29 protein-coding genes and 2 pseudogenes are annotated in these 24,972 nt (G+C 44.9%); 24 read left to right on the top strand and 7 right to left on the bottom strand.

The annotated features are described in order from the left end of the window. A partial coding sequence (locus JCM14467_RS13330) for a hypothetical protein (protein WP_252901700.1) occupies positions 1–420 on the top strand: 420 nt, incomplete at its 5' end. A 159-nt stretch (positions 421–579) separates the two neighbouring features. Here JCM14467_RS13330 and JCM14467_RS13325 read toward each other — a convergent pair. Then, on the bottom strand, positions 580–1,179 hold the full coding sequence (locus tag JCM14467_RS13325) for an adenylate kinase (RefSeq protein ID WP_054850490.1): 600 nt from the start codon (positions 1,177–1,179) through the stop codon (positions 580–582). 199 nt (positions 1,180–1,378) lie between these two features. On the opposite strand from JCM14467_RS13325, the pseudogene JCM14467_RS13320 reads away from it, so the two are divergent. From JCM14467_RS13320 to JCM14467_RS13305, 4 genes and pseudogenes are all read left to right on the top strand, one after another. After that, positions 1,379–2,356 (top strand): annotated as a pseudogene (locus tag JCM14467_RS13320) (glycosyltransferase); the annotation flags it as partial. Between the two features lie 273 nt (positions 2,357–2,629). Further along, positions 2,630–2,818: a 30S ribosomal protein S27ae gene (locus JCM14467_RS13315; RefSeq protein WP_054850489.1), complete on the top strand. Its 189-nt coding sequence runs from the start codon at positions 2,630–2,632 to the stop codon at positions 2,816–2,818. A 166-nt stretch (positions 2,819–2,984) separates the two neighbouring features. Then, a complete protein-coding gene (locus JCM14467_RS13310) occupies positions 2,985–4,328 on the top strand; it encodes a UbiD family decarboxylase (protein ID WP_054850488.1) in 1,344 nt (447 codons plus the stop codon). A gap of 93 nt (positions 4,329–4,421) precedes the next feature. Next, entirely contained in the window at positions 4,422–5,324 is a 903-nt protein-coding gene (locus JCM14467_RS13305; RefSeq protein WP_054850487.1) for an ATP-grasp domain-containing protein, read from the top strand. A 63-nt stretch (positions 5,325–5,387) separates the two neighbouring features. Here JCM14467_RS13305 and JCM14467_RS13300 read toward each other — a convergent pair whose 3' ends face one another. From JCM14467_RS13300 to JCM14467_RS13295, 3 genes are all read right to left on the bottom strand, one after another. Continuing rightward, a complete protein-coding gene (locus tag JCM14467_RS13300) occupies positions 5,388–6,746 on the bottom strand; it encodes a helicase C-terminal domain-containing protein (protein ID WP_252901699.1) in 1,359 nt (452 codons plus the stop codon). Between the two features lie 98 nt (positions 6,747–6,844). Further along, on the bottom strand, positions 6,845–6,982 hold the full coding sequence (locus JCM14467_RS18870; RefSeq protein ID WP_252901698.1) for a hypothetical protein: 138 nt from the start codon (positions 6,980–6,982) through the stop codon (positions 6,845–6,847). Between the two features lie 39 nt (positions 6,983–7,021). Then, on the bottom strand, positions 7,022–7,432 hold the full coding sequence (locus JCM14467_RS13295; protein WP_054850486.1) for a hypothetical protein: 411 nt from the start codon (positions 7,430–7,432) through the stop codon (positions 7,022–7,024). A gap of 106 nt (positions 7,433–7,538) precedes the next feature. Between JCM14467_RS13295 and JCM14467_RS13290 the strand changes: the two genes are divergently transcribed. From JCM14467_RS13290 to JCM14467_RS13280, 3 genes are all read left to right on the top strand, one after another. Beyond that, positions 7,539–8,297 carry a TatD family hydrolase gene (locus JCM14467_RS13290; RefSeq protein WP_054850485.1) on the top strand — a complete coding sequence of 253 codons (759 nt, stop codon included), beginning with the start codon at positions 7,539–7,541 and terminating at the stop codon, positions 8,295–8,297. Between the two features lie 118 nt (positions 8,298–8,415). Further along, entirely contained in the window at positions 8,416–8,808 is a 393-nt protein-coding gene (locus JCM14467_RS13285) for a hypothetical protein (protein WP_252901697.1), read from the top strand. A gap of 206 nt (positions 8,809–9,014) precedes the next feature. Continuing rightward, positions 9,015–9,515 carry an AAA-associated domain-containing protein gene (locus tag JCM14467_RS13280; RefSeq protein ID WP_252901696.1) on the top strand — a complete coding sequence of 167 codons (501 nt, stop codon included), beginning with the start codon at positions 9,015–9,017 and terminating at the stop codon, positions 9,513–9,515. Positions 9,516–9,521: 6 nt separating this feature from the next. On the opposite strand, the gene JCM14467_RS13275 is transcribed toward JCM14467_RS13280, so the two are convergent. After that, positions 9,522–9,980, bottom strand: coding sequence for a hypothetical protein (locus JCM14467_RS13275; RefSeq protein ID WP_054850483.1), 459 nt, complete (start codon positions 9,978–9,980; stop codon positions 9,522–9,524). 58 nt (positions 9,981–10,038) lie between these two features. On the opposite strand from JCM14467_RS13275, the gene JCM14467_RS18865 reads away from it, so the two are divergent. From JCM14467_RS18865 to JCM14467_RS13265, 3 genes are all read left to right on the top strand, one after another. Beyond that, positions 10,039–10,473, top strand: coding sequence for a hypothetical protein (locus JCM14467_RS18865; RefSeq protein WP_252901695.1), 435 nt, complete (start codon positions 10,039–10,041; stop codon positions 10,471–10,473). A 67-nt stretch (positions 10,474–10,540) separates the two neighbouring features. Beyond that, complete coding sequence (locus JCM14467_RS18860) at positions 10,541–10,756, top strand: hypothetical protein (RefSeq protein ID WP_252901694.1); 216 nt, start codon at positions 10,541–10,543, stop codon at positions 10,754–10,756. Positions 10,757–10,805: 49 nt separating this feature from the next. After that, entirely contained in the window at positions 10,806–11,750 is a 945-nt protein-coding gene (locus tag JCM14467_RS13265; protein WP_054850482.1) for a thiamine-phosphate synthase family protein, read from the top strand. A gap of 114 nt (positions 11,751–11,864) precedes the next feature. Here the strand turns inward: JCM14467_RS13265 and JCM14467_RS18855 are convergent, their stop codons facing one another. Next, positions 11,865–12,134 (bottom strand): hypothetical protein, encoded by a 270-nt coding sequence (locus JCM14467_RS18855; RefSeq protein ID WP_252901693.1) that lies wholly within the window; start codon positions 12,132–12,134, stop codon positions 11,865–11,867. A gap of 160 nt (positions 12,135–12,294) precedes the next feature. Between JCM14467_RS18855 and JCM14467_RS13260 the strand changes: the two genes are divergently transcribed. The 13 genes and pseudogenes from JCM14467_RS13260 to JCM14467_RS13210 all read left to right on the top strand — a co-directional run bounded on the left by JCM14467_RS13260 (position 12,295) and on the right by JCM14467_RS13210 (position 24,042). Continuing rightward, positions 12,295–13,770 (top strand): hypothetical protein, encoded by a 1,476-nt coding sequence (locus tag JCM14467_RS13260; RefSeq protein ID WP_054850481.1) that lies wholly within the window; start codon positions 12,295–12,297, stop codon positions 13,768–13,770. A gap of 178 nt (positions 13,771–13,948) precedes the next feature. Beyond that, the gene (locus tag JCM14467_RS13255) at positions 13,949–15,355 is read left to right on the top strand and encodes an ATP-binding protein (protein WP_252901692.1); all 1,407 of its coding nucleotides are present in this window, start codon (positions 13,949–13,951) and stop codon (positions 15,353–15,355) included. Between the two features lie 115 nt (positions 15,356–15,470). Beyond that, positions 15,471–15,938: a hypothetical protein gene (locus tag JCM14467_RS13250; RefSeq protein ID WP_252901691.1), complete on the top strand. Its 468-nt coding sequence runs from the start codon at positions 15,471–15,473 to the stop codon at positions 15,936–15,938. A 71-nt stretch (positions 15,939–16,009) separates the two neighbouring features. Continuing rightward, positions 16,010–17,173, top strand: a complete 1,164-nt coding sequence (locus JCM14467_RS13245) for a M48 family metallopeptidase (protein WP_252901690.1) — start codon at positions 16,010–16,012, stop codon at positions 17,171–17,173. Positions 17,174–17,198: 25 nt separating this feature from the next. Then, the gene (locus tag JCM14467_RS13240) at positions 17,199–17,660 is read left to right on the top strand and encodes a hypothetical protein (RefSeq protein WP_252901689.1); all 462 of its coding nucleotides are present in this window, start codon (positions 17,199–17,201) and stop codon (positions 17,658–17,660) included. A 75-nt stretch (positions 17,661–17,735) separates the two neighbouring features. Then, the gene (locus JCM14467_RS13235; RefSeq protein WP_054850478.1) at positions 17,736–18,416 is read left to right on the top strand and encodes a class I SAM-dependent methyltransferase; all 681 of its coding nucleotides are present in this window, start codon (positions 17,736–17,738) and stop codon (positions 18,414–18,416) included. 44 nt (positions 18,417–18,460) lie between these two features. Beyond that, a pseudogene (locus JCM14467_RS13230) lies at positions 18,461–19,451 on the top strand (deoxyhypusine synthase). 97 nt (positions 19,452–19,548) lie between these two features. Beyond that, positions 19,549–19,788, top strand: a complete 240-nt coding sequence (locus JCM14467_RS13225) for a hypothetical protein (RefSeq protein ID WP_054850477.1) — start codon at positions 19,549–19,551, stop codon at positions 19,786–19,788. Positions 19,789–19,804: 16 nt separating this feature from the next. Next, on the top strand, positions 19,805–19,960 hold the full coding sequence (locus tag JCM14467_RS18850) for a hypothetical protein (RefSeq protein WP_252901688.1): 156 nt from the start codon (positions 19,805–19,807) through the stop codon (positions 19,958–19,960). Between the two features lie 145 nt (positions 19,961–20,105). Then, complete coding sequence (locus JCM14467_RS13215) at positions 20,106–21,767, top strand: CTP synthase (protein WP_054850476.1); 1,662 nt, start codon at positions 20,106–20,108, stop codon at positions 21,765–21,767. 121 nt (positions 21,768–21,888) lie between these two features. Next, entirely contained in the window at positions 21,889–22,032 is a 144-nt protein-coding gene (locus JCM14467_RS18845) for a hypothetical protein (RefSeq protein ID WP_252901687.1), read from the top strand. 121 nt (positions 22,033–22,153) lie between these two features. Beyond that, positions 22,154–22,696, top strand: a complete 543-nt coding sequence (locus tag JCM14467_RS18840) for a hypothetical protein (protein WP_252901686.1) — start codon at positions 22,154–22,156, stop codon at positions 22,694–22,696. Positions 22,697–22,788: 92 nt separating this feature from the next. Continuing rightward, positions 22,789–24,042 (top strand): hypothetical protein, encoded by a 1,254-nt coding sequence (locus tag JCM14467_RS13210; protein ID WP_252901685.1) that lies wholly within the window; start codon positions 22,789–22,791, stop codon positions 24,040–24,042. On the opposite strand, the gene JCM14467_RS13205 is transcribed toward JCM14467_RS13210, so the two are convergent. Then, entirely contained in the window at positions 24,035–24,970 is a 936-nt protein-coding gene (locus JCM14467_RS13205) for an aminotransferase-like domain-containing protein (protein WP_252901684.1), read from the bottom strand. The genes JCM14467_RS13210 and JCM14467_RS13205 overlap by 8 nt on opposite strands. Between the last annotated feature and the right edge of the window lie 2 nt (positions 24,971–24,972).

Genomic DNA, 24,972 nt, shown 5'->3' with positions numbered 1-24,972 from the left:
GGCTTGGCAAGGGCGATGATTAGTGTCCTGCCGCCCATACTGCATGACATATTCGATGCCCTAAACTTCGAGAAGTGGGTCAATCTAAGGAGGATTGCAGAGATGGAGATGAAGTTCAGGAGGGGTGAGATGCAGGTAAACGTGGCCGGTTACGGATTCACAGTAAAGGTTCATGATAGTACTATTGTGTTGGAGCATAGGGCTAGGGATGGTGTTGAGACTGATGAAGTTATTAATGCGCTGAAAGTCAATTACGGTAATGAGTTTCACGCCCGCGTTAATAGTAATGGTAAATACTTAGCCGTTATAATACCCATGTACGTGTTTGAAAAATACGAAGAGACATTAAGGCACAAGTTATCGAGGTGTTATGTCGAAAATACCATAGAGTCAAAGACGAGAAGAGAAGGCAAGTCATAATCAAGCACCTCAAGCGACTAACACCCACAGAGAAGACAGCCGCGGTGTTAGATTCTACTAACCTCTCAACAGGCGAAATCAAAATAAAGTACTCCTGATCATTTTGACCGTGCCGGCTTCATGGTGACTGCCGTGGTCCACGCGCCTTAATAATGAAGGCTACTGCTTAGCACCCCTATTCCTCATTATTAAGTCAACAATGAACTTCGCCGCTATTTCCGCATGCTCGAACGGCCTTGACTGCGGTTTATTCCTGAAGTCCAGTATGTAGACCGCGCATTCACCGGCATTCGCAGCCGCGAAGGCGTAATACCTATTTGCCAGTTGATGTAGCTCGATATCCTCAGGCGTCTCCTGTTCCCTATCCCTAAGCCCCACGTCCTTGGCCCTCCTCTCGATTATGTCCTTTGGGTTGAACTCCATGAGCACTATAGCGTCAGGTCTCAACTTCGTTATTATCCTGTCAGGGAGACCCGGGTAAAAACCACCCTGAACCTTAATACTTGCATGGGTATCTATGATTACATCCCCGGGCAACCTGGCAATCTCCTCAGCAGCGAACTCCTGAACCTTCCTATACTCCTCCACGGGTAACTTCTTCCTCATATCATCCCTATTGGTGATTCCGTACTGTCTCTTGGCAATTTCGAGCATGTAATCGCCGTAATTAACTATCGATATATCAGGAAGCATTTCTTTAACGAACTTCAGCGTCGTTGACTTACCACTACCTGGCACTGCGACGAGTACGATCTTCACGTGGTAAGACACCTCACATTAATTTTAAATTTTATTACACGGTTGTCTATCAATTACTTCATCGTATAATCTTGCTTTTAAATGAGTGTGTTGAGGTAATACCCGTGGTAATGCGTGTTCTTCACCTGTCCTGGGAGTATCCGCCTCACATGTTGGTGGGCTGGGGCGTCATGTTTATCACATTACGAAGCATTTGGTGATGGATGATGTTGACGTTACCGTAATGAGCATTGCATTACCCGGCTCACCGCCTTCCGAGGAGATTGGGGGTGTTCACGTTAGGAGGGTTGATCCATTTAGGTTTAGGTCCACGGGCTTCATAACGTGGGTTCTAAACTTCAATGAGGAGATGATCGAAGAAGCCTTAAGGCTATATGACGAGTGGAAGTTCGATTTGATACACGTTCATGACTGGCTAACGGGACCAGCAGGCATTGCACTCAAGCATTTACTACATAAGCCCCTGATAGCCACTATTCACGCCACCGAGGCTGGTAGGCGCGGCGGCATTCATGATGAGGAGCAGTTCATTATTCATTCATGGGAGTGGAGAACGACCTACGAGGCTTGGAAGGTAATAGTCTGCAGCAATTACATGCTGAATGAGGTCTCGGCAGTGCATGGGGTCCCAAAGGACAAGCTAATAATGATACCCAACGGCATTGACATATCTTACATAGACTCAGTTAAGGTGAGACCTGGTTTTAGGGACTTGTATGCAATGCCCAGTGAGAAGATTATAGTCTTCGTTGGTAGGCTCGTTCATGAAAAAGGGCCTGACCTAGTACTGGCTGCATTTAAGGAGCTATTGAAGTGGGATTGGAACCTTAAGCTCTTGGTCGTTGGTGATGGACCGATGAGGGAATACCTAATGGGGCTAGCACATGATTGGGGCATTTGGAATAAGGCTTATTTCACGGGGAGGGTTGATGATGAGACGCTTTACTCAATACTGAAGGTCTCGGACCTGGCGATACTACCCAGTAGGTATGAGCCTTTGGAATAACCATACTCGAGGCCATGGCAGCAGGTTCAGCCGTAATCACGACCAGGATTGGCGGACCTGATGAGATTGTCCGTGATTGGTACAATGGGGTTAAGGTATCGCCAAACAATGTTGATGAAATAGTAAACGCGGCTAAGGTACTGCTCAGTAATGATGAGTTGAGGAGGAACATAGCCCGTAACGCAAGAGACTCAGTGCTTAGGTGGTATACGTGGGACCGAATCGCCAGGTGGACCAAGAAGGTTTATCAGGACGTGCTAGAGGAGTATGAAGGCACCAAGTGGGTGTCGTTATGGTGATGATCAGTAAGGAAGACCCACATCACCGCTCAGCCCTGGCCACTCCAATCATTGGAGTAATGAAACATTGTTCTCTTATAAGGGTTTATGAAACGTGAGCCATGAGAGAAAAATCTTATAAGGAATGCGTTAGGACCATGCCCGAATGCCCAAGGAAGTAAAGGCAAGGGCACATACCTGGTATGAGGTTGATTATGAGAAGGGTACGATAAAGTTTCTAAGGAGGATTTGCCCAAGGTGCGGATCCGTAATGGCTTACCACAAGGTCCCAGTACCTAGGTGGGCCTGTGGTAAGTGCGGTTACACGATATTTGAGCAGGCTAGGGCTCGATAAGCGGCGAATTGAACGATCATATTCAATGGTTATTTAACTAGGCAGGATACTTCTATAGTGACCCGGGTATTAATGAACGTGGAGTTAAGGTTTTGTAATTGTACCTGAAATTCTTGATCTTAATGATGCGGAAAAACTATTTTACCTTAATATTAATGCCGAACTGATGGACCTAAGGAAATACCTAAATGACTTAAGGAATGAGGGAATTCTAAAGTTCATTGATGAGGAATTGAACATTAATTACGAAATACCCTACGTAATTACGCGGTTTGACAAAGGACCAACACTTGAATTCACAAATGTTCGTGAGTTTAAGGGTGTTCACGTGGTTGGAAATGTCGTGAACACTAGAGATAAGGTGTATAGGGCTCTTAATGTGAGGAGTGATATTGAGTTTTATAAAAGGCTTCTTTGGGCTGAGGAGGTTGCACCATCTTATAAGCCCGGTGAGACTAATGATGCCGTTTATGAGCCGTTACCTGATGTTGATTTAACGAAAATTCCAATACCGAGATACTTCGAACTCGAGCCGGGGCCCTGCCTAACAAGTGCCGTGGTGATCGGCATGGATGTTAGGGAGGGCATACTCAATGCGAGTATACATAGACTGACCGTAATCGGCCCTGACAAATTCGTAATTAGGCTAGTACCTAGGCATCTCTATAGGATTTACATGAGGAATAAGGAGGTTGGTAAGGACACGCCAATAACCATCTCATGGGGTTTACACCCAGCAATCCTCGTTGCGGCAGCCTCATCACCGCCCTTCGGTGTCTTTGAGTTAAACATGGCCAACGCCCTACTTGACGGTTCGCTTAAGGTTAAGGTCCTGGACAACGGCGTGCCAGCGCCAGCCTACGCCGAGGTTGTTATGGAGGGCTACATATCGGCCAGGGAAACGGCCAGGGAGGGGCCCTGCATGGACATACTGGGTACTTATGACGAGGTTAGAGAACAGCCTGTTGTCAGGATCACCAGGGTTTACGTTAGGAGAGACAGTCCATTAATTGCACATGCCCTAGTGGCGGGTTACTCGGAGCATAAGATCCTAATGGGCATTTACAGAGAAGTCAAGATATGGCAGCTCGTGAATAATGTGGTGCCTGAGGTTAAGGCTGTCAGGTTAACGGATGGTGGTTGTGGGTGGCTCCACGCGGTCATTGCCATTAGGAAGCAGAGTGATGGTGACCCGAAGAATGCGATCATGGCGGCCTTCGTTGCGCACCCGAGCCTTAAGCACGTGGTTGTGGTTGATGATGATATAAACATTGATGACCCAAGCGAGGTTGAGTGGGCTATAGCAACGAGGTTCAGGGCTGATGAGGATTTAGTACTCATTAAGTATGCCAGGGGGTCCACCCTGGACCCAGTGGCCATTGATCCAGTGCAGGGCATAACCACTAAGGTCGGTATTGACGCAACTAGACCACTCAATTCTGACGTAAGCAGGTTCAGGAAGGGTGTTATTCCTGCCTCTATTGATTTAAGTAGGATTAGGCTTAGGTGAGTATACGTTTACTTTACGTATACAAATCCTTACTAATTCGTTAATTGTTCACTGGGCTAATTAATAAAAGGAGGTCTTTAATTAGCCCATTCCGTGGATATTGGAATAATTAGGCCGTATGAGGTTGAGTATAACCCTGAGGACGTGGTGGATCTGGAGGATGCAATTAGGTCCCTGGGTCATAGGGTTAGGAGGATCTACATTGATATGATTGGTGTTAGGTTTGGTAAGGGTCACGTTGATTATTATCAGCTAATTGGTAGGTCTATTTATGAGGAGATGAATGTGGCAGGGGCCATACTTAGGCACATAGGGGTGATTAGGGACTTCGAGCAGTTCGTGCATAGGCTGTGGGTTGTCAGGGCCCTTGAGCTTAATGGTGTCTATGTGATGAATCCTGTGATGAATTGGATGATGGCCAGTGATAAATTCATATCGCTAATGCTACTGGCTAAGCATGGGTTACCTGTACCTGACACTGTGGTTAGTGAGAACATGTTCATTGCATACAACGCGGTTAAGGAGTTTGGCAAGTCAGTTGTTAAGCAGATTAGGGGCGCCATGGGTTTCGGGGTTTTCCAGGTTGATGACGCTGATGTTGCCATGCACATATTTAGTTACTTCACAAACCTGAATAAGCCGATGTACGTGCAGAGGTTCCTTGATAAGGTTGGTAATGGTGATTATAGGGTTGTTGTCGTGGGTAATGAGGTTATTGGGGCGGAGTTCAGGAGGGGTGTTTCGTGGAAGAGTAATGTGGCTCAGGGAGCTAAGCCCGAGCCTGCCAAGGTCACGGGTGAATTAAGTGAATTGGCTTTAAAGGCTATTGAGGTTCTTGGGCTTGATTATGGTGGTGTTGATATCGCTGAGACCAGGGATGGTTACTTCATTCTTGAGGTCAACCCGACAATGAGCTGGCAGGGATTCAAGAGGGCTACGGGTATTAATCCCGCTAAGTACATTGTGAGTCACCTAATTAGTAAAGTGAAGGCTTAGATTATCTTCGAGACTAATTAATTACGGGAGTGTCTCCAATTCTTAATTTATTGATTGTCTCGTTCATTGCCATAATGGTGCATTTAAAAATTGAGCCAGTCTCATCGGTCTCATCCTTGACATGAGCCACTTGGGCATGTATTTCCTATAACGGTAAAACCTCCCATCAAACAAGACCGCGACCTTCCTATGTCTATCTAAATCCCTAAGTAGCCTACCTACTATCTGCGTCGTCGTTGATATGGCTGGGAATAAGTACGTAGTCGTAAACCCATTTATTCCTAACTTCCCATAATAACGGGATTTCAGGAAACTCCATTGACTATATTGAGGCAGTGGAAACCCGATAATCATTACACCAATTAGTTCCTGCTCAAGAAAGTTCACGCCCTCGCCGATTGGGTTTTGCGCGTACGTTATTATTAATGATTTAGTGACCCTGGCACTCTCCTTAAATGCCTTAATTACGCTTACGGTCTCAGAACTATCCCTGAGTATGAAGGTTGGCACCCCCCAAACTGGTGGTGCGTATTGATTAACGTATGAATTAAGGTAATCAATGCTCGGGAAGAAAATCGCTAAGCCACCGATTGGTGGCGATGACTCGATAAAGACCCTAATGCCCTTATTAACAATGTCTAGGTACTCCCTTAACAGCCTATTTCTATGGGTTAACTCGATATCCGTTATAGAGATAATGGTAAGGTTCTCCCGATGTTCCCTCGGCAGCGAGTCCACAGCCACGTAGTACGATGGCTTGGCGTAAATACTCATTATGTAGGAAAACCTCTTGCTAATACTTGCCGTTAGAAGAAGAGCCTTTTGCGACTTTATTATTAGGTCATGAATCGGCCTAAGTGAGAGACACCTTAATCTAACGAGCTTTCCATCATACGTAAATGCACATAGGTCGTTCCCAAAGTGCGTTAGTATCTCGATAACCTTATCATTAATTAATTCCGACCCTTTCAACACATCATCAATATCAAACCTCCTTAAAACCACGACCTCCCTCTGCGGTGTATAATTACCCAACTTATCTAGCAATTTACCTGCCATGTCATTGCCGTGAGATGCCCATTGCCTCAACTCATCAATGCTAATACTCACCGACTCCTCAAGACCCACTGCGACATTGTGAAACTCATCAATTATTACGAGGGGTTTACTCCAGGAATTAACTATGTCCATTATCTTACCATAAAGTTCAGGACTTGATAGGTATGCATGTGTTGATATTACTATGGGTAATTGATTGGCGAGGGCCTCATTAACCTCGTACGGGCATAAACCATCATTAAATAGGTCGAGGGGATTGCAGGTCGTTATGGGTAACGGCGTTTTGGTCTTACCAACTCTGCACCTACCGCTTAACCTGTATATGAGGCATTGCTTGGAGTTACGTGCGTTGAAGGGGCACATTGATTCTCTGCCCAGGAATAACGACGCCTTATCCCTAATGCCAACTTGCCTGGCGAACTCACAGAGCTGCAGTGCCTCCGCCCTGGACCTAGTTATTATTAATACCTGGCCGCCCTCATTAACCCACTTCCTGCTATTGCCACCGCTATCCTAGACTTACCAAAGCCTGGGTAGGCATTTAGCAGGACTGCGTCCTTCTCCTTCAGTATTGAGTATACGTAATCAACAATATCCATTCAAATAATTATGACTCAAAGCAATTAATTAGGCACTGATTATGCTGATGGTTCGTAAATCCGCGTCTTAGAACCCTCAAGGAATTTCTTCTTTATATTCCTCATACTCTCAAGGGCATTATCAATGGCGCTAAGCACCCTCGGGTCTGTCTTAACCTCGTCGAGATCCTTACAATTATTTAGCACTTTCTCGAATAATTCATCAACTACCTTATCAGGGAGTCTCTCAAGGGCTTCACCATAGATCTTCGGTAATTCATTACTTATGAACTTCACGACATTCTCAACATCCTTCCAACCATCTTCGGCCTGCCTAATTATTGACAGTATGGTCTCCAAGCTATACCTCTCATCAGCCGATAACCTGGAGTCGTCGAGTTCCAGGTAAGCCCTATTTAGGCAATACCTAACGAACCTGTAAATCAATGGGTTTATGTTGAGTACTGACATCGAGTTACGGAATAATGGCTCTTTAAAAACCTATACCTAACACCCAGCCTATTAAATCAAATTAAATTAAATTAATTTAGGGGATTATCATGAGGCTTGAGGCGCCTTGATCGATACACACGCACATTTGAGTAGGTGGGATGTGTATAATCACGCGGATGAACTAATAAGTGAGGCTCGTAGGGAGGGGTTATTAGCCATCATTAACGTGACCATGAGATTTAACGAAATCGACAATGCATTGAATCTAGTAAGTAAGTATGGTGGGTTTGTCTATACTGCGTTAGGGTATGACTATGGTGGTTTCAATATTAGGGAGGTTCAGGAAATCATAAAGGTGATTAATGAGAAGAGGGATTTGATAGTCGGTATTGGGGAGATTGGGCTTGACTACAGTGTTGTTAGGGATAGGATGCTCAGGGAGATCTCACGGCACATATTCACCAAGTGGATATTACTCGCCAGGGATCTTGGCCTACCATTGATAATACATTCAAGGGATGCTGAGGATGACGTAATTAGGTTATTGAACAGGTATGGACCCGTTAAGTGCGTAATGCACGCATTCAGCGGCAGTAAGGAGCAGGCAATGAAACTGCTTGAGCTTGGTTGCTACTTCTCAATACCACCAACCATAACCAGGTCCAGGCAAAAGAGGGATTTAGTCTCAATCCTACCCCTAAACCGCATACTCCTCGAAAGTGACACGCCGGAACTCGGACCCAGCCCTGGTGAGGAGTCGAGACCCGTGCACATAAAGGTAACGCTTATGGAGCTTTCGAAGATCCTAAACATGAACCCCATGGAGTTGGGGAATGTCATTACCGAGAATACATTGTCCGTGTTTCGACTAGGTAGGAAATAATCAGTCCTGCGTGGTCTCTTCACGGCTCATCTCTCCGGTCCTCATCATTCATCTAATAATTCCCTGGAAGGTAATAAATAATTTATTAACCTACCATGTTATTAACTGAGGAATTATAATGAGAATTATTGATAGAGTCGTTGAGGTGTTGAGGAATAGGGGGTTTAGAATTAGGATTGTCCGTGATGACTCGGTGAAGGCTGACCTTAACAGATTGAGGACTAAGGTTTGGATTATTCCCGGGGATTACTTCCCATGGTGGTCAAACCCACTGGGCATGATCGAGGAGCTGGAGCTTAACGATATCAACGCATTATTCATCGTTTCCGAGAGACCATACGTGATTAGTGATTATATTGTTAATAACCTGTCGAGAGCCCGTTATTGGTTTAATAAGGAACTGAACATAAGGGTATACGCAATAAACATCGATAGGCTGGAGGAGGACCTGGAGGATGGTATTAACCTCGCAATAACAAACTTCTACAGGGAGGCTAGTAACGTAGTCTGAGGGGTAATGACTGCCCAAGCTGTGGCTCACCAATGACCCTAATGTACTCCTCAAGGTATTATTCACGTAGATGGAGGACCTGGGTTAATGAGTATGTTGAGGTTTGTGAAAAGTGCAAAGTTATTTCCCATAAATTGGTCCTTTCATGATCATAATGGTGGTTTTTACTCGAAAATAATGTTTATTAACCACTGAAGTGATAAACCATGGAAGCAGGTTTTATGCCTGAGTACCCATTCATGCCTCTAGATGCGAGGTTCGCAGACGTGCTTGGATTAATAGACACGCTCGCCAATGAGTTTAAGGGGCAGGCAGACATATTCATGATAGCCAAGGAGATGGAGTCTGACATCGACGATCTAATGCCGGCCTTGAACGTAGCTGTTTACCTTGGTTTTGTTGAGGTTAAGGGTGGTGATGTGAAGATCACGGATGAGGGTAAGGAGTTCCTGAACGCCAAGATTAGCGATAGGAAGAGGATACTTCGGCAGAAACTGCTAAACCTTGAACCATTTCATACCGCCTATAGTCTGGGATTGCGCAGGCCGTTCACGATTGATGACTTAATTGAGGAACTGAATGAGAAGGGCTACGTAGAGGCTAGGGAGCCAGGTATTAGGCACCTACTCGAGATACTACTGGCTGAATGGGGCGTGTTTGCTGGAATGCTTAAAAAGAGGGGTGATGTTTACATAGCAATACCGTAATGTGAATCACTTATTGACCTTTACGAATACCATACCCGAGACAATAACCTCCTCAATAACACCATCATTCAATAATTGATTATATATTAAACGCCAATTATCAGAAACATTACTACTAAGCCACTCCTCAAATTGTGGCTTTGGTATCATGCCCTGAAGCTCACTCCTCATCCTATCCACAAGCCTCTGAAGATTCAACTTATTATTCCTACCATTACCCGAATCACCAATGCCGTTCCTGACAGCATTAACTACAGCATTACCAACAATCCTCCTCTTTATGTAGAACGTACCATCCAACGTACTATACATTACCTCAAAGAACCCAGTCCTACTCAATTTATTGATTAGATCCATGCTCATTTTTATACCCAGCAGGCGCTCCACCTCATCGATACTAACCCACCTATCATCAACAACCCCCATTAACCTCTTTACCAAATCATCACTTATTGCCAATGTCATGCAGGAAGTGTTGCGTGCTAATATAAATCTTAAATAATTAATTTAAAAAGAGCAATTAATGATCACATCCTTCAGGGTACCCACCGTAGTGGTTATCGGAAGGGTGAGTAGGGAATTAGCCGTGTGGAGTATTGACGGCACCACAACCACCCTAGGTAGTGTTAATGGTATTGAGCTGATTGATGAGCTTAAGGTGGATAGGCAGGTAATGGGCCACATAGCCATTGCGTCCTTTGGGCAGTACGTGATTAAGGCCATGGACCTGGGCAGTAGGTACGGCTCATACACATTGAATGAGGATTCACTGATTAGGATACCCAGTAGGGGTGGTGTTGACCTTAGGAAGTATAATGACTGGGTCACGATAAGGAACGCCTTCATACTAATTGGAGACCCCAATTCTGGTTACTCCGATTACTACCCATTGATATGCCCGTACAGTTGGCGACACACTATTCATCAATACTGGATACACGAGTTCAGGGAGTATTAAGACAGTACTGACCATACTCGGCATTCTACGTAACTACGCCAACATGGGTCGAGTAAGCGCATCATGCATGTGCAGGATACCCTCAATGCCCCTTGAAATAGCCCTAATAAGTGGTGATAAGTACTTACTGGTTAGGACGTACATGAATGATGGACAAGCAACAACGGGCAATAAGTACCTAGTACTACTGACCAGGAGCGGTAATATAACCAGTAAGTACTCAACAAATGCCGATCCAATAAATGCTATGGTTGAAATGCTCAATGAGATGAAGAGTATTTAGGAATGTGAAAAGTAAGGATTAATAGTGGATTGTACTCATATACTAATTCGTGAGTATAAGTACGGGGATTGAATTTATTGCCGAGAACGTACTACCCATAATAAGGAGCCTAGTCGCCAAGAGACTACTTGAGAGTGGGTATAGCCAGCTCAGGGTGGCTAAGGTACTCGGCGTAACACAGCCGGCGGTTAATAGGTACGTGAGTAAGGACTATGATGAATTACTCGGTAAGGTTGAATCGCTGGGCATTAACAGGGGCTGGCTACTCAGGATTGTTGATAATGTCGTGGAGCTAATAATAAGTGGTAAGGAGTACGAGGCCCTTGAATACCTTACCAATTCCGTACTAATGGAACTAGGTTCACTAAGGTTATGCAGCGCCCATAGGAGGCTCGTTCCCTCAATACCGGTAAATTGCAACGTATGTTCAGTACTGATTACGGGCATTTCAGACTCGGTAATTAAGAATGTGGAGAGGGCACTATCAATCCTTGAGGCGCACTCCGAAATACAGGTGGTAATACCGAGGGTATTAATGAATATTGTCGAGGCGAAGCCGGGCGCGGTTACCGAGGATGAGGTTGTTGGTGTTCCAGGCAGGATTGACGCCCATGACGGCAGAGTCATAATAGGTTCAAGACCTACCTACGGCGGGAGTAAACACCTGGGTAAATTAATTATTAAGTGCATGGGCGCTAACTCGAGGTATAGGTCCGTGGCAAGCATTAAGTATGATGATAAGGTAGAACGCGCACTCAAGGAGTTGAACATACGCTACGTCAAGGTAGGTCCGCACGAGAGCTCCAATGAGGATGAGGTAATTAATGCCGTGACAAGCTCGCTCGTTAAAGACCCCACATTGGAGGCTGTGATTGACCTAGGCGGTTATGCGCTGGAGCCCGTCACATACGTATTCGGTCTAGACTCCATAGACGTTGTCCTGAAGGTAATAAGGATAGCCTCGAAGATAACTTATACTGAACATACGTTGTAATTTACTGAACCACTATTAATCTTTTCACTGATTAGGATACCCAGTAGGGGTGGTGTTGACCATGTGTGTTATGGCTTTCCGATGCCGTGCGGTGCGTGGTTTACGGGATTTACATTAGTGTCTCATGAACAATGTGTTGTGATTACCCTTTGTTGCGTGATTTGTTTCTCCGTGGATTTTTCTATTCCGATTTCGGGGAGACCTCTCGCCAGTCTCATCACTGCATGCGTACCTGACCCTGACAGTCCTCGTCTCGTTGCTCACCAGGACGTATGTCGCGTGGTATTTGGGCTTGAGTAGGTCACTGCTCAATACCCTTACTTGTTTGATGACCCTGACCTCCTTATCCAGGACTTCTAAGTAGTAATCACCCTCGCACACCATGCTTAGGACCGCTGCATAGATTGGTTATATCAATTTTGAGTACTCACGGTATAGGATGACCGCGGCGGTGTGGGTACATACCTCAATCCTCCTCAAGCCCCAATTTGACTCAAAGCACGGGCAGTGCCTTACTAATTGTTTTGAGAATTCAGTAATTAGTATGTCCAGTGCTCTGGGTGAGTTTGGTGAATTAAACGTGGATTCATTGAGGAGGAATAGGTTCTGCCGTGGTATTGGCGGTGGTAGGGGTAAGGGGTATCGATGTGGTGGTGAGGCTGGTGAGGAGGAGAAGGTCAAAGCCGTTGGGCGGATACAACGCTGGAGGGTTTGGGAGGCATGGTGGATTGAGGAGTGGATGGGTGAGTGGCTTGAGAGGCGTGATAGGCTTGAGCAACGGCTGAGGGGTAAGTACAACAACGAGATCATAAACGACATTACCGGATTAGTCGACAGGTTCATAGGCTACAGCGAGCGGTTCCTAAACTACTGGCGCAGTGTTGGCGGTGAGACCAAGAAATTAATTGAGGACTTAATTAACGGCAGGACTGAGGTCGTGATTAGGGGTGAGGATGCATCGGGAATAAGCGTGCGTGGAGAATTCATAACGTTGATGGTTGATATGACGAGGAACGGCGGTATAACGGTTCAATTGAACCTTAAGGGCCTTGAAGGTGCGGATATTGAGGTGCCCAACATCTTCATTAAGATAATGAGTGAGGAGGAGTACAGGAAGTTCATCAGGAAGATACTAAGGGCGCTGAAGGGAGGTTTCGAGGAGACCGATGGATACGTTGATAAGGGCTATGCAGTCATGAGCACAACGCAGTTATGGCAGATCATTATTTGGGCACTGCTTTATTTCGGTAGGATGTATGTGGGCATAGATGCTATTAACGTCAATAAGGGTAGTATAACAGTTGAGTGGTTCTTGAGGTCCAGCCATAAGTCGCTTAAGGGCAAGATCCTCAGTAATGTCGAGGAGCTCAGTATGGAGGAGCTATTAGCGTTTATATTCACCGCTGTGTTAGGCGATGGTAGCGTGGTGAGAGCCAACATTAATATCATGTTACCTGGCGAATGTAGATGGGAGACATTGCTTGAAAAACTAAAGAATATGGGTTTTAAGAGCGGCAAGCCCTATTTGGATAGCAGTAATGTGGTTGGAATACCGTTTTATAGCAGTAACGCCATTGGCTTGGCAAGGGCGATGATTGGCGTCTTACCGCCCATTTTACGCGGCATCATGGACGCATTATCATTCGAGAAGTGGAGTAACCTAAGGAGGATTGCCGAGATGGAGATGAAGTACAGAAGGAGTGAGATGCAGGTTAATGTTGCCGGTTACGGATTCACAGTGGTTGTGCACGAGACCACTATTGAGTTGGTGCGTAGGAGGGGTGATGAGGTCATTAAGACGTTAAAGGCTGTGTATGGTGACGAATTCGTGGTAAATGTTCGTAAATATTTTATTGCAATACCGGCATACGTTATTGAAAAGTACGATGACATTAAGGAGCAGGTCATCAAGGTGCTGTGCAGGAAGCTCGGGAAAACAAAGGACGAGAAAAAGAAACAAACCATAATCAAGCACCTCAAGCGTCTAACACCCACAAAGGGGCGGCCGCGGCGCAGGTAATGGATTATCTATCCTTATAAATCTTCTCGAAGAACCCCTCTCGCCGCTGACGAAGTTATACTTAACGTACCCCTCGCCAACTCAGCCGGTGTCCAATACAGCCTCATTAAGCGCCAAATAGACCCCTGTGGGATGCGGAAAGGTAGAGTACCTTATAAGTCCTGTTGGGAATTTCATAATGAAGTCTATGGACATAATAGGCATTAGCGCGATAGCGATACCGGCATCGCTAGCCATCGCATCACTAACGAGGGAATTCTCTTCTGGAGACAGGGTCACGGTGGGCACACGATTCCTACTACCCCATAAGGTACCACTTGATAAGCACCTATGCATACTAGGTCCCACCAGGGGTGGTAAGTCATCACTTGTTAGGGCTATGATCAGGAAGCTTCAACGAAAATACGTGGTCACGGTGCTTGATTGGCACGGTGAATACGCAGGGTTACTACCCACATTACCAACCTCGGCGATTAACATGGACCTCGAGAAAATACCACCAAAGTTATTAACCGAGATATTAGGCTTCGGGTTAGGGCTTAACGAGCCGAGCATGTACATGCTCTATAGGATGATTCGCGACGGTAATTACACGAGCTTTAATGACTTAATAAGTAAGATAGATAATTACCTCGTTAGCACAAGGACAGAAGCCGAGATGAAGGCGGCCATACTAAGGAGGCTTGAGTATTCGGTAATGAATATTGGTAAGGGCATCATAAGCGTTGAATCTCTTATGGAGGGTGACGCCATCATAGACCTCAGTGACCTAACAATCATTGAGGAGAAGAGACTCGTGTCATCATTGATATTAGCCGCGCTATACACGCATTACATGAGAAGGGGCTTAATTGAAAAGGGCGTTAGGCATGTATTAATTATTGAGGAAGCTCAAAACCTACTCGACATGGAGGGTCCCAGTTACTCAATTATTGATCATATAATAATGGAACTGGCGAAGTATGGGCTAAGGACGATCCTGGTCAGTAATGCCGTGCCGAAATCATCAATACTAAAACACTGCAACATGGTCCTATTCAAGATGAACCCAGAGTTAATGGAGGAGGGCGTGTCCTTTTCCAGGGATTTAATTAATAAATTACGTGAAATGACCACCGAGGAGGCTATTGTAATAACGAGTAAGGGCATTACTAAGGTAAGACCGTTAAGGGCAATTGTTGAGTCATCACACGTAATCATCAGAAGATTTAATGATTTAAGGAATACGAATTTTCAGGAAACCATATCCTCAGTAGGTAATAACGGATCGAGTGAGAGGTTAAGCAGTAAGGTGGGTGATGATAATGAGACCATTAACACTACTATTAGCACTAAGGTAAAAGCACGCGAGAGAGTGGGTGGCAAGGATGGTAATAATGATAAGATGCTCATGAAGCAGGTCAATCCTAATAATGAGACTATGCCTATCAATGGCTTACTAGTTGGCAATGGTAGTAATGATGAATCATTATTCAGGAAACAGATCATGGAATTGGAAAGAGAGGTCACCAATTTACGTGATAAGATCAATGAAATAGAAAGAATTCTCGAGGTTGACGAGAAAGTTATTGAAAAAAAATATTAGAACTTGATAGTAAATTAAAAAAAATAATTTGCACGATTAATTATAAATAGATCTGATGAAACTCTGGCGTTTATTAACTATGGGAGTGTCTCCAATTCTCAATTTATTTATTTAAGTGGATATATACGAGAACCCTGGTGCCTTGATGACAACCTCGGAAAACCTCATGATGGATACCAAGAAGGTTAAAATCCTAATACTCCAAATGCTGAAGGACATGGTCCTCAACGCCAAGGGTCAATTAATAACCTTCAGACCTGCAAAGGTTGCCCAGGACATCTCGATCTGGACTAGGAAGAGCCCACGCTCTGAGTCAGTGATAGTTAGGAATTTCCTCGAGGAGCTTGTCGAGCTCGGGCTCATTAGGGTTATCAAGAGAAGCGCCAGGGGTAAGGTCTACGGTATAATGAGGAATACAGAGTTTTGGCTTATTCTGGAGCATAATAATGTTCATGAAATACTTTCCTTCATTGATGGCTACAAGACTGTGAGAAGAAATAATACAAGTATAAATATGCTGAGGGAATTATCTGCTGCCCAAAAAAATAGCACAGCCACAGACAGCCACGAATGGTGGGGATAAAAACATATCAGGTAATCCGTGACTTAATTAACGATCCTCGATCCCTAATTAATTACGTAGAGGATTATTTATTGAAGATTACCGGACTGGCATACACGACTAAGGAAGTAAATGGTGACATAACTAGGTTGGTAGTGCATGGAAATAACGAGATTGCCGAGTTGAGCATTAACCATGAGGTTAGGGTGAAGGGACGCGGTAGGATGAGGGATCTCATGAATGCCCTGGTTTTAAGGTACTTGGGTACCGATGGTATGCGTAGAATAACAATACTCCTCCTGAAGAGGAATAATAGGATTTATAGAGTTAATGATCTGCCAAGGGCTTACTCGCCGCCAATTGGCTTAATAGGGCTTATGCTAATATCGATTATGGTATTATCAATAATTGTTGCTGTATTAAGGATTATTAATATAATACCATCAATACATTTAATAATAGTACTACTCCTATCGCCATTACTCATACCAATAATTTACTCATACATTCTTCAATTAAGGGTAAAGCACGGTGATCTAAGGAATTCGCGGATCATAAAATTCGTTCTAGAGTACGGAGACTTTGATGAAATGAGGTTTAATGAGGCTCTGCGGCTTTTATCTAGAATTGAAAACACTAAGTCACTGAGCGAAGTCAGGAGATTCCTAATCTCATTAATTAATGATGACAGGACGAGACCCAGGAATTTCTATGAGGAGGAGATCAACATTGATTCATTAATTAATAGGTTGGGGATTAAGGGTAATTACGGTATTTACCTAGTTAATGCGAACCAATGCAATGCGGCATCCATCGGATTACCCGGTATTAACTACATAATACTAACCTCGAGACTTGCATCATGCCTAAGTATTGATGAGTTGGCTGCCGTAATAATGCATGAGGTTGGTCATATAGTGCATGGGGATTCTGCGAAGACCCTCTTCTTAATATCGCTGGCTCAGTTGGTAAATATTACTTTGATAACGTACATAATACCGTTAATGAGTCTGCCGGCAATACCCATATTAATAATGGCTATGCTCCTTGAAATGTTTGGCATAATCTCTGTAATGAAGTTAAGTGAGTATTCAGCAGATAAGTATGCCCTTAGGTTCGTGCCCCCAAGGAGTCTCGCAATGGCGTTGATTAGGGTCACCTGGAAGGAGCTATATAATGAGTTGGTAAGTAGGAGATTGGGGATCTTTGCATCACATCCATCGGTATCGAGTAGGTTAGTCAGGATTATGCGTTGATTCGCCATATTTTGTTGCTTATTTAATGGTTAGTTTAATTTTTACCCCTGGTTACGGCATATACATGGACTTAATCGAGAAAATGGGGGAATTGAGGATGTTGATTAGTAGGTTGGAGTCTAAGTATCCTGAATTATCTGAATTATCATCATTAATAAATGACATCATAACAAAATGCGTATCCCTATCAGACGTGTTAATGGGTATATACTCAATAACGGACTCCGCATTACATGGGCTAGTGCTTGAGGAGAGTCCATCATTAGCTAATCTAAACTCGGCGTTGCTGAGGAAGTACATAGATGTAATTAATAGTTCTGAGGATTTGAATGATGCGTTAAGTAAGGTAATGCCGCAGGAGAGGCAGTTACTCATTGATGCAATTAAGATCCTCAAGAAGAGAGGCGCCATCGATCTTGATGTTGATTATGATAGTGAGGGACTTAAGATAAAAATAATAAGTAGGATTAATGGCGTAGGTACGTGAGTGACTTCGACGATTACCCAGAAGACGCGTTAGAGAAGGATATATATAGCCCCAACTTTTTTTGCGTATATCAATATGCCTTACGATGTCCCATTCGTACCCACGCCGGAGGTCGTGGTTAGGAGAATGCTTCAATTAGCCAATGTTAAGAGGGGTGAGGTTGTTTATGACCTTGGCTGCGGCGATGGTAGGATCGTCATAATGGCTGCCAGGGAATTCGGCGCACAAGCCGCATGCATTGAAATCAGGAAAGACCTATACGAACAAACACTCAGGAGAGTTAAGGATCTCGGGCTCGAGGATAGGGTTCATGTAATTTACGGGAACTTCTTCGAGGAGGATTTATCTGAGGCTGACGTAGTTACGATGTACCTGCTCACGAGCGTTAATGAGAGAATAAAGCCTAAGCTTGAGCGTGAGTTGAAACCCAGCACTAGGGTTGTGTCTCATGACTTTGAGGTACCTGGTTGGAAGCCATTGATTGTGGAGGATCTTTATGAGGAGTGGAGGAGTCACAAGATTTACCTATATAAAATATTGGGTCTCGAAATACCAGTACCTGTCAGTGATTTAGAGGAGAGATTAAAGAGCGTCCAGCTCAATGAGAAGTACTTAGAAGTACTTGAGTTGATTGATGGTAATAGGTCCATTGAGGAGATATCGTATAAGATGCAATTAACGATAAGGAGTGTTAGAAATATTGTGAGTGAATTAATGAAGCAGGGACTAATTAAGGAGGTGAGGGTTGTTAAGTGAGTAGGTTCGTAAAGCATTAAAAATAATCAACATAGAACTCCTTAATGAGTAATTCACCATTCATATCAAGTGAGGTTTACGATATAGACGTCGGGATAAACACCATAGATGACCTAATCGAGACCTATAGACGAATTGGCGGTTTTCAGGAAGGTACATAGCCGAGGCCGCTGATGTGCTACTAAATATGTATAATGATCTGAACACCACGGTCTTTCTATCATTCACAGCGAACCTAATCTCAACGGGCCTTCGAGCTTAATAGCCAAGTTCATCGAGAGGGGTTTCGCAGATGTCGTAATAACCACGGCGGGGACTCTCGACCACGACATTGCTAAGTCAATGGGCGGCAAGTATTACCAGAGTTACTTCGATGTTGATGACGTTGAGATGAGTAAATCTGGCATTCACAGAATCGGTAATGTTGCGGTTAAGAAGGAGCATTACGGACCATTAATTGAGAAGTTCGTGCACTCATCACTCGAGGAGTTATCTAGGGTTAAGGAGGAGTGGGGCGTTAGGGAATTGCTTTGGGAAATGGGTAAGAGGATCGACGACGAGTACTCAATACTGAGGGCTGCATCGAGGGCTAGGGTACCCATTTATGTACCTGGCTTCGTCGATGGTGCCTTCGGTACGGCAATATTAACGTACAACGAGATGCAGAGGACGAGGACCGGAGGTAGGCAGGTGAGGGTGGATGTTCTTAAGGACGAACATGAACTAATGGACATAGTCTACTCGAGTAAATCCCTGGGCGCGTTAATCGTCGGTGGCGGTATATCAAAGCACCACGTGATTTGGTGGAGCCAGTTCGCTGGTGGGCTTGATTACGTGGTCTACATAACAATGGCCATTGAATGGGACGGCTCATTAAGTGGTGCCCGGCCCAAGGAAGCCATTACCTGGGGCAAGGTTAAGCCAACGGCCAGGCAAGCCTTCATACTGCAGGACGCAACCGTGGTCCTACCCATACTAATACCGTACATAGTCAAGAAGGTGGGCTTCAGGAAAGGCATTAGGGTAATTGGGTGATGATGTTCACGAGACCTTGATCAAGGGCGTGGCCCACGTAATTTATGGGAGACCTCTCCGTAAGTGACTTATATATCGAGTTGAGTATTACCAGTTGATGAGCGTGAAAATAGGGAAGGGAAAAATAGGAAGGAGGGGAGACATATTCATTGAGGAGGTCTTACTTATAGCGATATCCATGGCCGTGTTGGTGGCCCTGGTATCACTAATCAGCGGCCTATTCGGGAATACGGTGAGTGGCATTATGAATTTACAGCACAGCGTGAACGGCGCATTAAACAGCTTCATTAATGACCTACGTGAGGTGGTGTCGAATGCTTTCAATTTCACAGGCTAAGGACATAAGGAGCATAGTGAGTGAGCTGAGGAGTAGGGGCTTCAGTAAGCTGGATGTGTACCTAGTCCTCAAGACATTAAAGCCGGATGCCAAGCTTGAATACCTACTATCACCGGGGGAGCTCGATTTAATTAATAGGGTTAATGCCATGAGGATTGAGTCTATAGAATGAGGAATGCGGTTTATGACCTTGAGAAGAAGGTGAGGAAGAGACATGAAATAATAGAGGGCATTTATGAGGAATTAATGAGGAGCGTAGAGAAATGACCTGCCTTAATAAGAGAAGGTTTTAAATTATTAGCTGTATCGTGCCTAGTATGACGGTTCAGCATACTAAGTACATTTTCATTACCGGCGGTGTATTGAGTGGGTTAGGTAAGGGCATCACAACAGCGTCTATCGGGAAAATACTACAGGCGAGGGGCTATCACGTAACCGCGATAAAAATCGACCCATACCTAAACGTCGATGCTGGTACAATGAACCCATTCCAACATGGTGAGGTCTTCGTGACGTTTGACGGTGGTGAGACAGACCTCGACCTTGGACACTACGAGAGGTTCCTGGACATTGAGGTTCCGAAATACCATAACATAACCAGTGGGCAAGTCTACTACACGGTGATTAGGAGGGAGCGTAAGGGCAAGTACCTGGGGCAGACGGTCCAGTTGATACCGCACGTGACTGAGGAGGTGAAGAGGAGGATATTGCTCGTAACGAAGAAGGAGAAGCCAGACATTGTGCTTATTGAGATTGGAGGTACTGTGGGTGATTATGAGGGATTACCATTCCTCGAGACCGCCAGGCAGATGAGGCTTGAAATGCCTAATGACGTGTTATTCGTACACGTTGCCCTTGTGCCCATACTATCAACGACTGGCGAGCTTAAGACAAAACCATTGCAGCACAGCGTTGCTGAGCTTAGGAGGGTTGGTATTCAGCCAGACATAATAATTGCCAGGTCACCAAAGCCGCTGGATGAACATACCAGAAGAAAAATCTCCCTATTCACCAACGTACCTCTCGAGGCTGTTTACACGTCGTATGATGTGGACACCATTTATAAGGTGCCGTTGATGCTCGAGGAGCAGGGCCTGGGTAAGTACATATTGAGTAAGCTTGGTTTGCCCCAGGTGGAGCCTAAGCTCGATGATTGGATCTCCTTCGTTAATGCCCTTGAGGATGGTAAGGAGGAAGTCAACGTCTACATGTGCGGTAAGTACGTTAAGCTCCACGACTCATACATAAGCATTGTCGAGGCCATTAAGCACGCGGCTGCTAAATTAAGGCTTAAGCCGAATATTATTTGGTGTGATACTGAGGAAATTGAGAAGGATCACGTCAAGGTTACGGAGCTTAATAATGCCGACGCCGTAATAGTACTGCCAGGCTTCGGAGCCAGGGGTGTTGAGGGTAAGATCGAGGCCATCAGATACGTGCGTGAGAATAATATTCCATTCCTGGGTATTTGTTACGGCATGCAGCTTGCTGTTGTCGAGTTTGCAAGGAATGTCGTTGGCCTTAAGGGCGCCCACACGACCGAGGTTGACCCGAACACGCCGTACCCCGTCATTGACGTAACACCTGAGGAGAAGAATGTTGAGGAGTTGGGTGGTACGATGATACTTGGTGATAGGAGGATAAGCATTGTTAAGGGCACAATAGCCCACGCAATTTACGGAACTACAGAAATTAGGGAGAGGCATAGGCATAGGTATGAGGTTAACCCGAAGTTCTTTGACGCATTGAGGGAGAAGGGTCTCGTGTTCTCGGCGTGGAGGGTTGACGTGCCTAGGGTCGAGATGATAGAAATACCGAACCACTACTTCTTCGTAGCCACCCAATTCCACCCAGAGTTTAGGAGTAGGCCGCTTAAGCCTCACCCATTATTCGTGGCGTTGCTGAGGGCTGCTCGGAATAAGAGACATGGGCTTCCATCACCATACAGCACCGGCGCAGCGATACTGAGTCCAGGGTAAGGAGGGTTGTGCTGACAATGGACTGCGTTGGTGATTACCACCTTGAGGTCCTGGACAAGGGCGTCAAGGTGATTAGGCAGGTGAGGGCACTAAGCAACGACTACTTAGGCCCAGATACCACGTGACGTACATCATAACGGACGAGGAACCAAGGACCGTGAGGGTCAGATGCGTATGTGACGACGAGATTAGTGAGCGTGAAGTAATGCTGAGCAGGACAATGAGGTACGTGGTCGAGTTAGCCGTGAGTGGCTGGACCCCCTAACACGACGATATACACCTAATCAGCGCTCAAAGGCCCAGTCATTCATTCCTCCGCGAACTGCATCATCACCTGGTTATTTTACGTGTTTGTATTATTTATAATTCCTTCCTAATTACCTACCGTGATAAATCGCCTAATTTGGATTATTGCTATTGCCGTATTCGTGATGCTGCCCATTACTGGCTATGCTCAGGTCACGATTAATTACTTAGGCGTCAGTATACGTTATGGGAACCAAACGTACGTGGAAATGATGAATGTGACGAGTAATCAATTGGTAATACCAATTTATCAATACTGCGCCCAGGGCAATGTACTCTTTAGTGCCTACCTAGATCCGCTGTCAAGCCTTGGCATAACGTCCGTATCAGGGGTGCTGTATAATGGTTCTACAGTGAATACGCCAGTCATTGACTATAGCCCTAAATATGTAAGCATTGAGGTCAACTGTTCATTACCGATATACGGCATTTACCTCGGACTAAACTCGTATGAGCCATACCCACTCGAAGCCCTTGTGGTGCCTGTCTCGAACATTACTTATACCCTGACCCAGGGATCCATAAACATATCAATACCCTCAATACCAGGGCTAAACTACCTATTCTCAATAGTTAAGTTAATATCCATATCACCAGCACAGCGGGCATTAATAATTACCTAACCGCAGAGTTAGGCACTGAGTACTCAAGCGTTAACATTGGTTCGATAAGTACCTACGCCAAGATAACCACGTACATAACCTACTCAAGTAATGTGAGCATTACGGCCAACGGCACGACATACGTAGTGATAACACCCTACTACTACGCACCAATAACGAGTATGCAAAACCCAGTATTAACCACTTCCTCGAATCCCATCATAATGCTTACGGGAGCCCCATGGATTAAATACTCCTACAACAACTGCACACCAATCAATCCAGGTATTCCAGGAATAACTCCATGGACTACTTACCTGGCATACACGCCGTATTGCTCAATTGCCCAGTCAGTTGAGCCTATCGTTATAAACATAGTTGGCGAATCGGCGCAGAGTTTGGCATGTAATAACGTATTTGTAACAGTAGGGAGTAACTCAATAATGGGCTTAACGGGCAACCTAACAATAAATCCAATAATGGATAGGGCGTTTTACGTAACAATTAGTGGTGTGAAAACCATAGGCATACGCCTAAACTCAATACCGACGTCAGCAATCACTGTGAGTTTACCATTAATTTCTCGTTCAAGCATATCAATAGTCGATGAGGCGGGTAACCCCGTTAATGCCTTAATATACCTTAATATTAATGGTACATTGATACCGCTTAGTGATGATTCATGTATTTACCCAGGGAATTACGATGTATATGCCCTGGTAAATAATGAGTTGGTGAACCTTGGTTTAAACGCTATTTATCAGGGTAGCTCATTGGAGATACCAATCTTCCTCAATTACACCCTGAACATATCAATACCTGGGAAATGCCCAGACCTAAACCTTGAGTTACTGGTTAAGTACGGGAATTATCAATACACCATTCCAGTGAGTGGTAATAACCAGGTAATAAGCATACCAAATGCCATGATTGGTAGTCAAATCCAGGTGAAGCTGCTCGGCAATGGGTCGCTCCTCTATCAGCGGGTTATGGTAATAAATGCCAGTAGTTCGGGAAAGCTGGTAATTAAACCAAATACGATAGATTTCATGCCCGTTGACCTACTAAATAATGAATTACCAAATGCAGTATTGAACATTGGTAGTCTATACTACGTGGGCCCAGGTAGGTACTGCATTCCGGTCAATTCCTCCGTCGGTATGGTTATCTACGGGAGTGATGTCTATATCGTAAACATTACTGGTGGTGATGTCTATGTTAGGGTTTGGACACTCGGTCCACTGGGCATCAAGACATTACTAGTAATATTTGGCTTGTTAACGCTGCTTATGATAATAGCGTCGATAGTCAGGGGATTGGGTGGAAAGCGTGGTGGTGATAATGATGAGTACATAATCATTAGGTAGTGGTTATTAAATCCCTCAAGGCCTTCACACCCTCTCTTATCAAGTCAATGCTTATTGAACCAATACTAAGCCTAGCCGTGTCCTGCCGCGTACCATCAATAAAGAACCTATCACCCGGTACGAACAAAACACCCTGCTTAACACCCCTCCTCAACAGCTCCCATGCATTCACCTTGGTGCTTATGAAGGCGTAAAAGCCGCAGGATGGCTTAAACAGTAGGGTATTGGGCAGGTAATCACTTAATGCATCGACAAGCTCCTTAAGCTTCCTCGGATAAAGCTCACGTGCCCTCTTAACAACATCATCCGCGACACCTCTCCTCAGCAGGTCATAGACCAAGTACTGGTTGAGTGTCGAGGCAGCGAAGTCGTGTTGCTCAAGCTTCTCGAGATCATCCCTCAATTTGCCACCAACTATTACAAACCCAATTCTCAGGCCTGGGCCCAGTACCTTTGATAATGTTCCGACATAAATGACGTCATCACTCACAGACCTGAGGGTCGGCTCCGTGTTAGGGTATAGCGATGTGTATGGGTCATCCTCAATAATCGTTAACCCATACCTCTTCGCAATCTCGATTAGGTGCTTCCTCCTATCCCTACTGAGCAATACTCCTGTTGGGTTATGGCAATTGGGCACTGTATACACAATGCCAGGCCCGTACTTCTTAACCAAATTCTCCAATTCATGGGTATTCATACCATCATTATCGATGGGAACACCTATTAATCGGGCCATTTGAAATCTCATGGGAGCCACTGTCTCCACGAACGTAGGGTTCTCAACATACACCACGGTCCTCCTCCTCATTAATAACTGCGATAGTAACTTAACGGCATGCTGGGCGCCTGCGGTCACTATCACATTCCTCCAATTGGTGCTTATGCCAAGGACCCTATTAACATACCTGGAGAGTTCAATCCTCAACT

The sequence above is a fragment of the Vulcanisaeta sp. JCM 14467 genome (assembly GCF_001316245.1).
In the GTDB taxonomy this organism is placed as follows: Archaea; Thermoproteota; Thermoprotei; order Thermoproteales; family Thermocladiaceae; genus Vulcanisaeta.
The sequence above is the reverse complement of the archived record's forward strand: the minus strand, read 5'-3'. Positions and strand labels throughout refer to the sequence as shown.

Coding starts and splice junctions, on each gene's coding strand:
- JCM14467_RS18870 (WP_252901698.1), bottom strand. CDS start 6,982: ATGGATATTGTTGATTACGTATACTCAATACTGAAGGAGAAGGACGCA.
- JCM14467_RS18865 (WP_252901695.1), top strand. CDS start 10,039: ATGATCACATCCTTCAGGGTACCCACCGTAGTGGTTATCGGAAGGGTG.
- JCM14467_RS18860 (WP_252901694.1), top strand. CDS start 10,541: ATGTGCAGGATACCCTCAATGCCCCTTGAAATAGCCCTAATAAGTGGT.
- JCM14467_RS13255 (WP_252901692.1), top strand. CDS start 13,949: ATGAAGTCTATGGACATAATAGGCATTAGCGCGATAGCGATACCGGCA.
- JCM14467_RS13235 (WP_054850478.1), top strand. CDS start 17,736: ATGCCTTACGATGTCCCATTCGTACCCACGCCGGAGGTCGTGGTTAGG.
- JCM14467_RS13310 (WP_054850488.1), top strand. CDS start 2,985: ATGGACCTAAGGAAATACCTAAATGACTTAAGGAATGAGGGAATTCTA.
- JCM14467_RS13280 (WP_252901696.1), top strand. CDS start 9,015: ATGGAAGCAGGTTTTATGCCTGAGTACCCATTCATGCCTCTAGATGCG.
- JCM14467_RS13225 (WP_054850477.1), top strand. CDS start 19,549: ATGAGCGTGAAAATAGGGAAGGGAAAAATAGGAAGGAGGGGAGACATA.
- JCM14467_RS18855 (WP_252901693.1), bottom strand. CDS start 12,134: ATGGTGTGCGAGGGTGATTACTACTTAGAAGTCCTGGATAAGGAGGTC.
- JCM14467_RS13300 (WP_252901699.1), bottom strand. CDS start 6,746: ATGTGCCCCTTCAACGCACGTAACTCCAAGCAATGCCTCATATACAGG.
- JCM14467_RS13285 (WP_252901697.1), top strand. CDS start 8,416: ATGAGAATTATTGATAGAGTCGTTGAGGTGTTGAGGAATAGGGGGTTT.
- JCM14467_RS13295 (WP_054850486.1), bottom strand. CDS start 7,432: ATGTCAGTACTCAACATAAACCCATTGATTTACAGGTTCGTTAGGTAT.
- JCM14467_RS13315 (WP_054850489.1), top strand. CDS start 2,630: ATGCCCAAGGAAGTAAAGGCAAGGGCACATACCTGGTATGAGGTTGAT.
- JCM14467_RS13260 (WP_054850481.1), top strand. CDS start 12,295: ATGTCCAGTGCTCTGGGTGAGTTTGGTGAATTAAACGTGGATTCATTG.
- JCM14467_RS13240 (WP_252901689.1), top strand. CDS start 17,199: ATGGTTAGTTTAATTTTTACCCCTGGTTACGGCATATACATGGACTTA.
- JCM14467_RS13275 (WP_054850483.1), bottom strand. CDS start 9,980: ATGACATTGGCAATAAGTGATGATTTGGTAAAGAGGTTAATGGGGGTT.
- JCM14467_RS13215 (WP_054850476.1), top strand. CDS start 20,106: ATGACGGTTCAGCATACTAAGTACATTTTCATTACCGGCGGTGTATTG.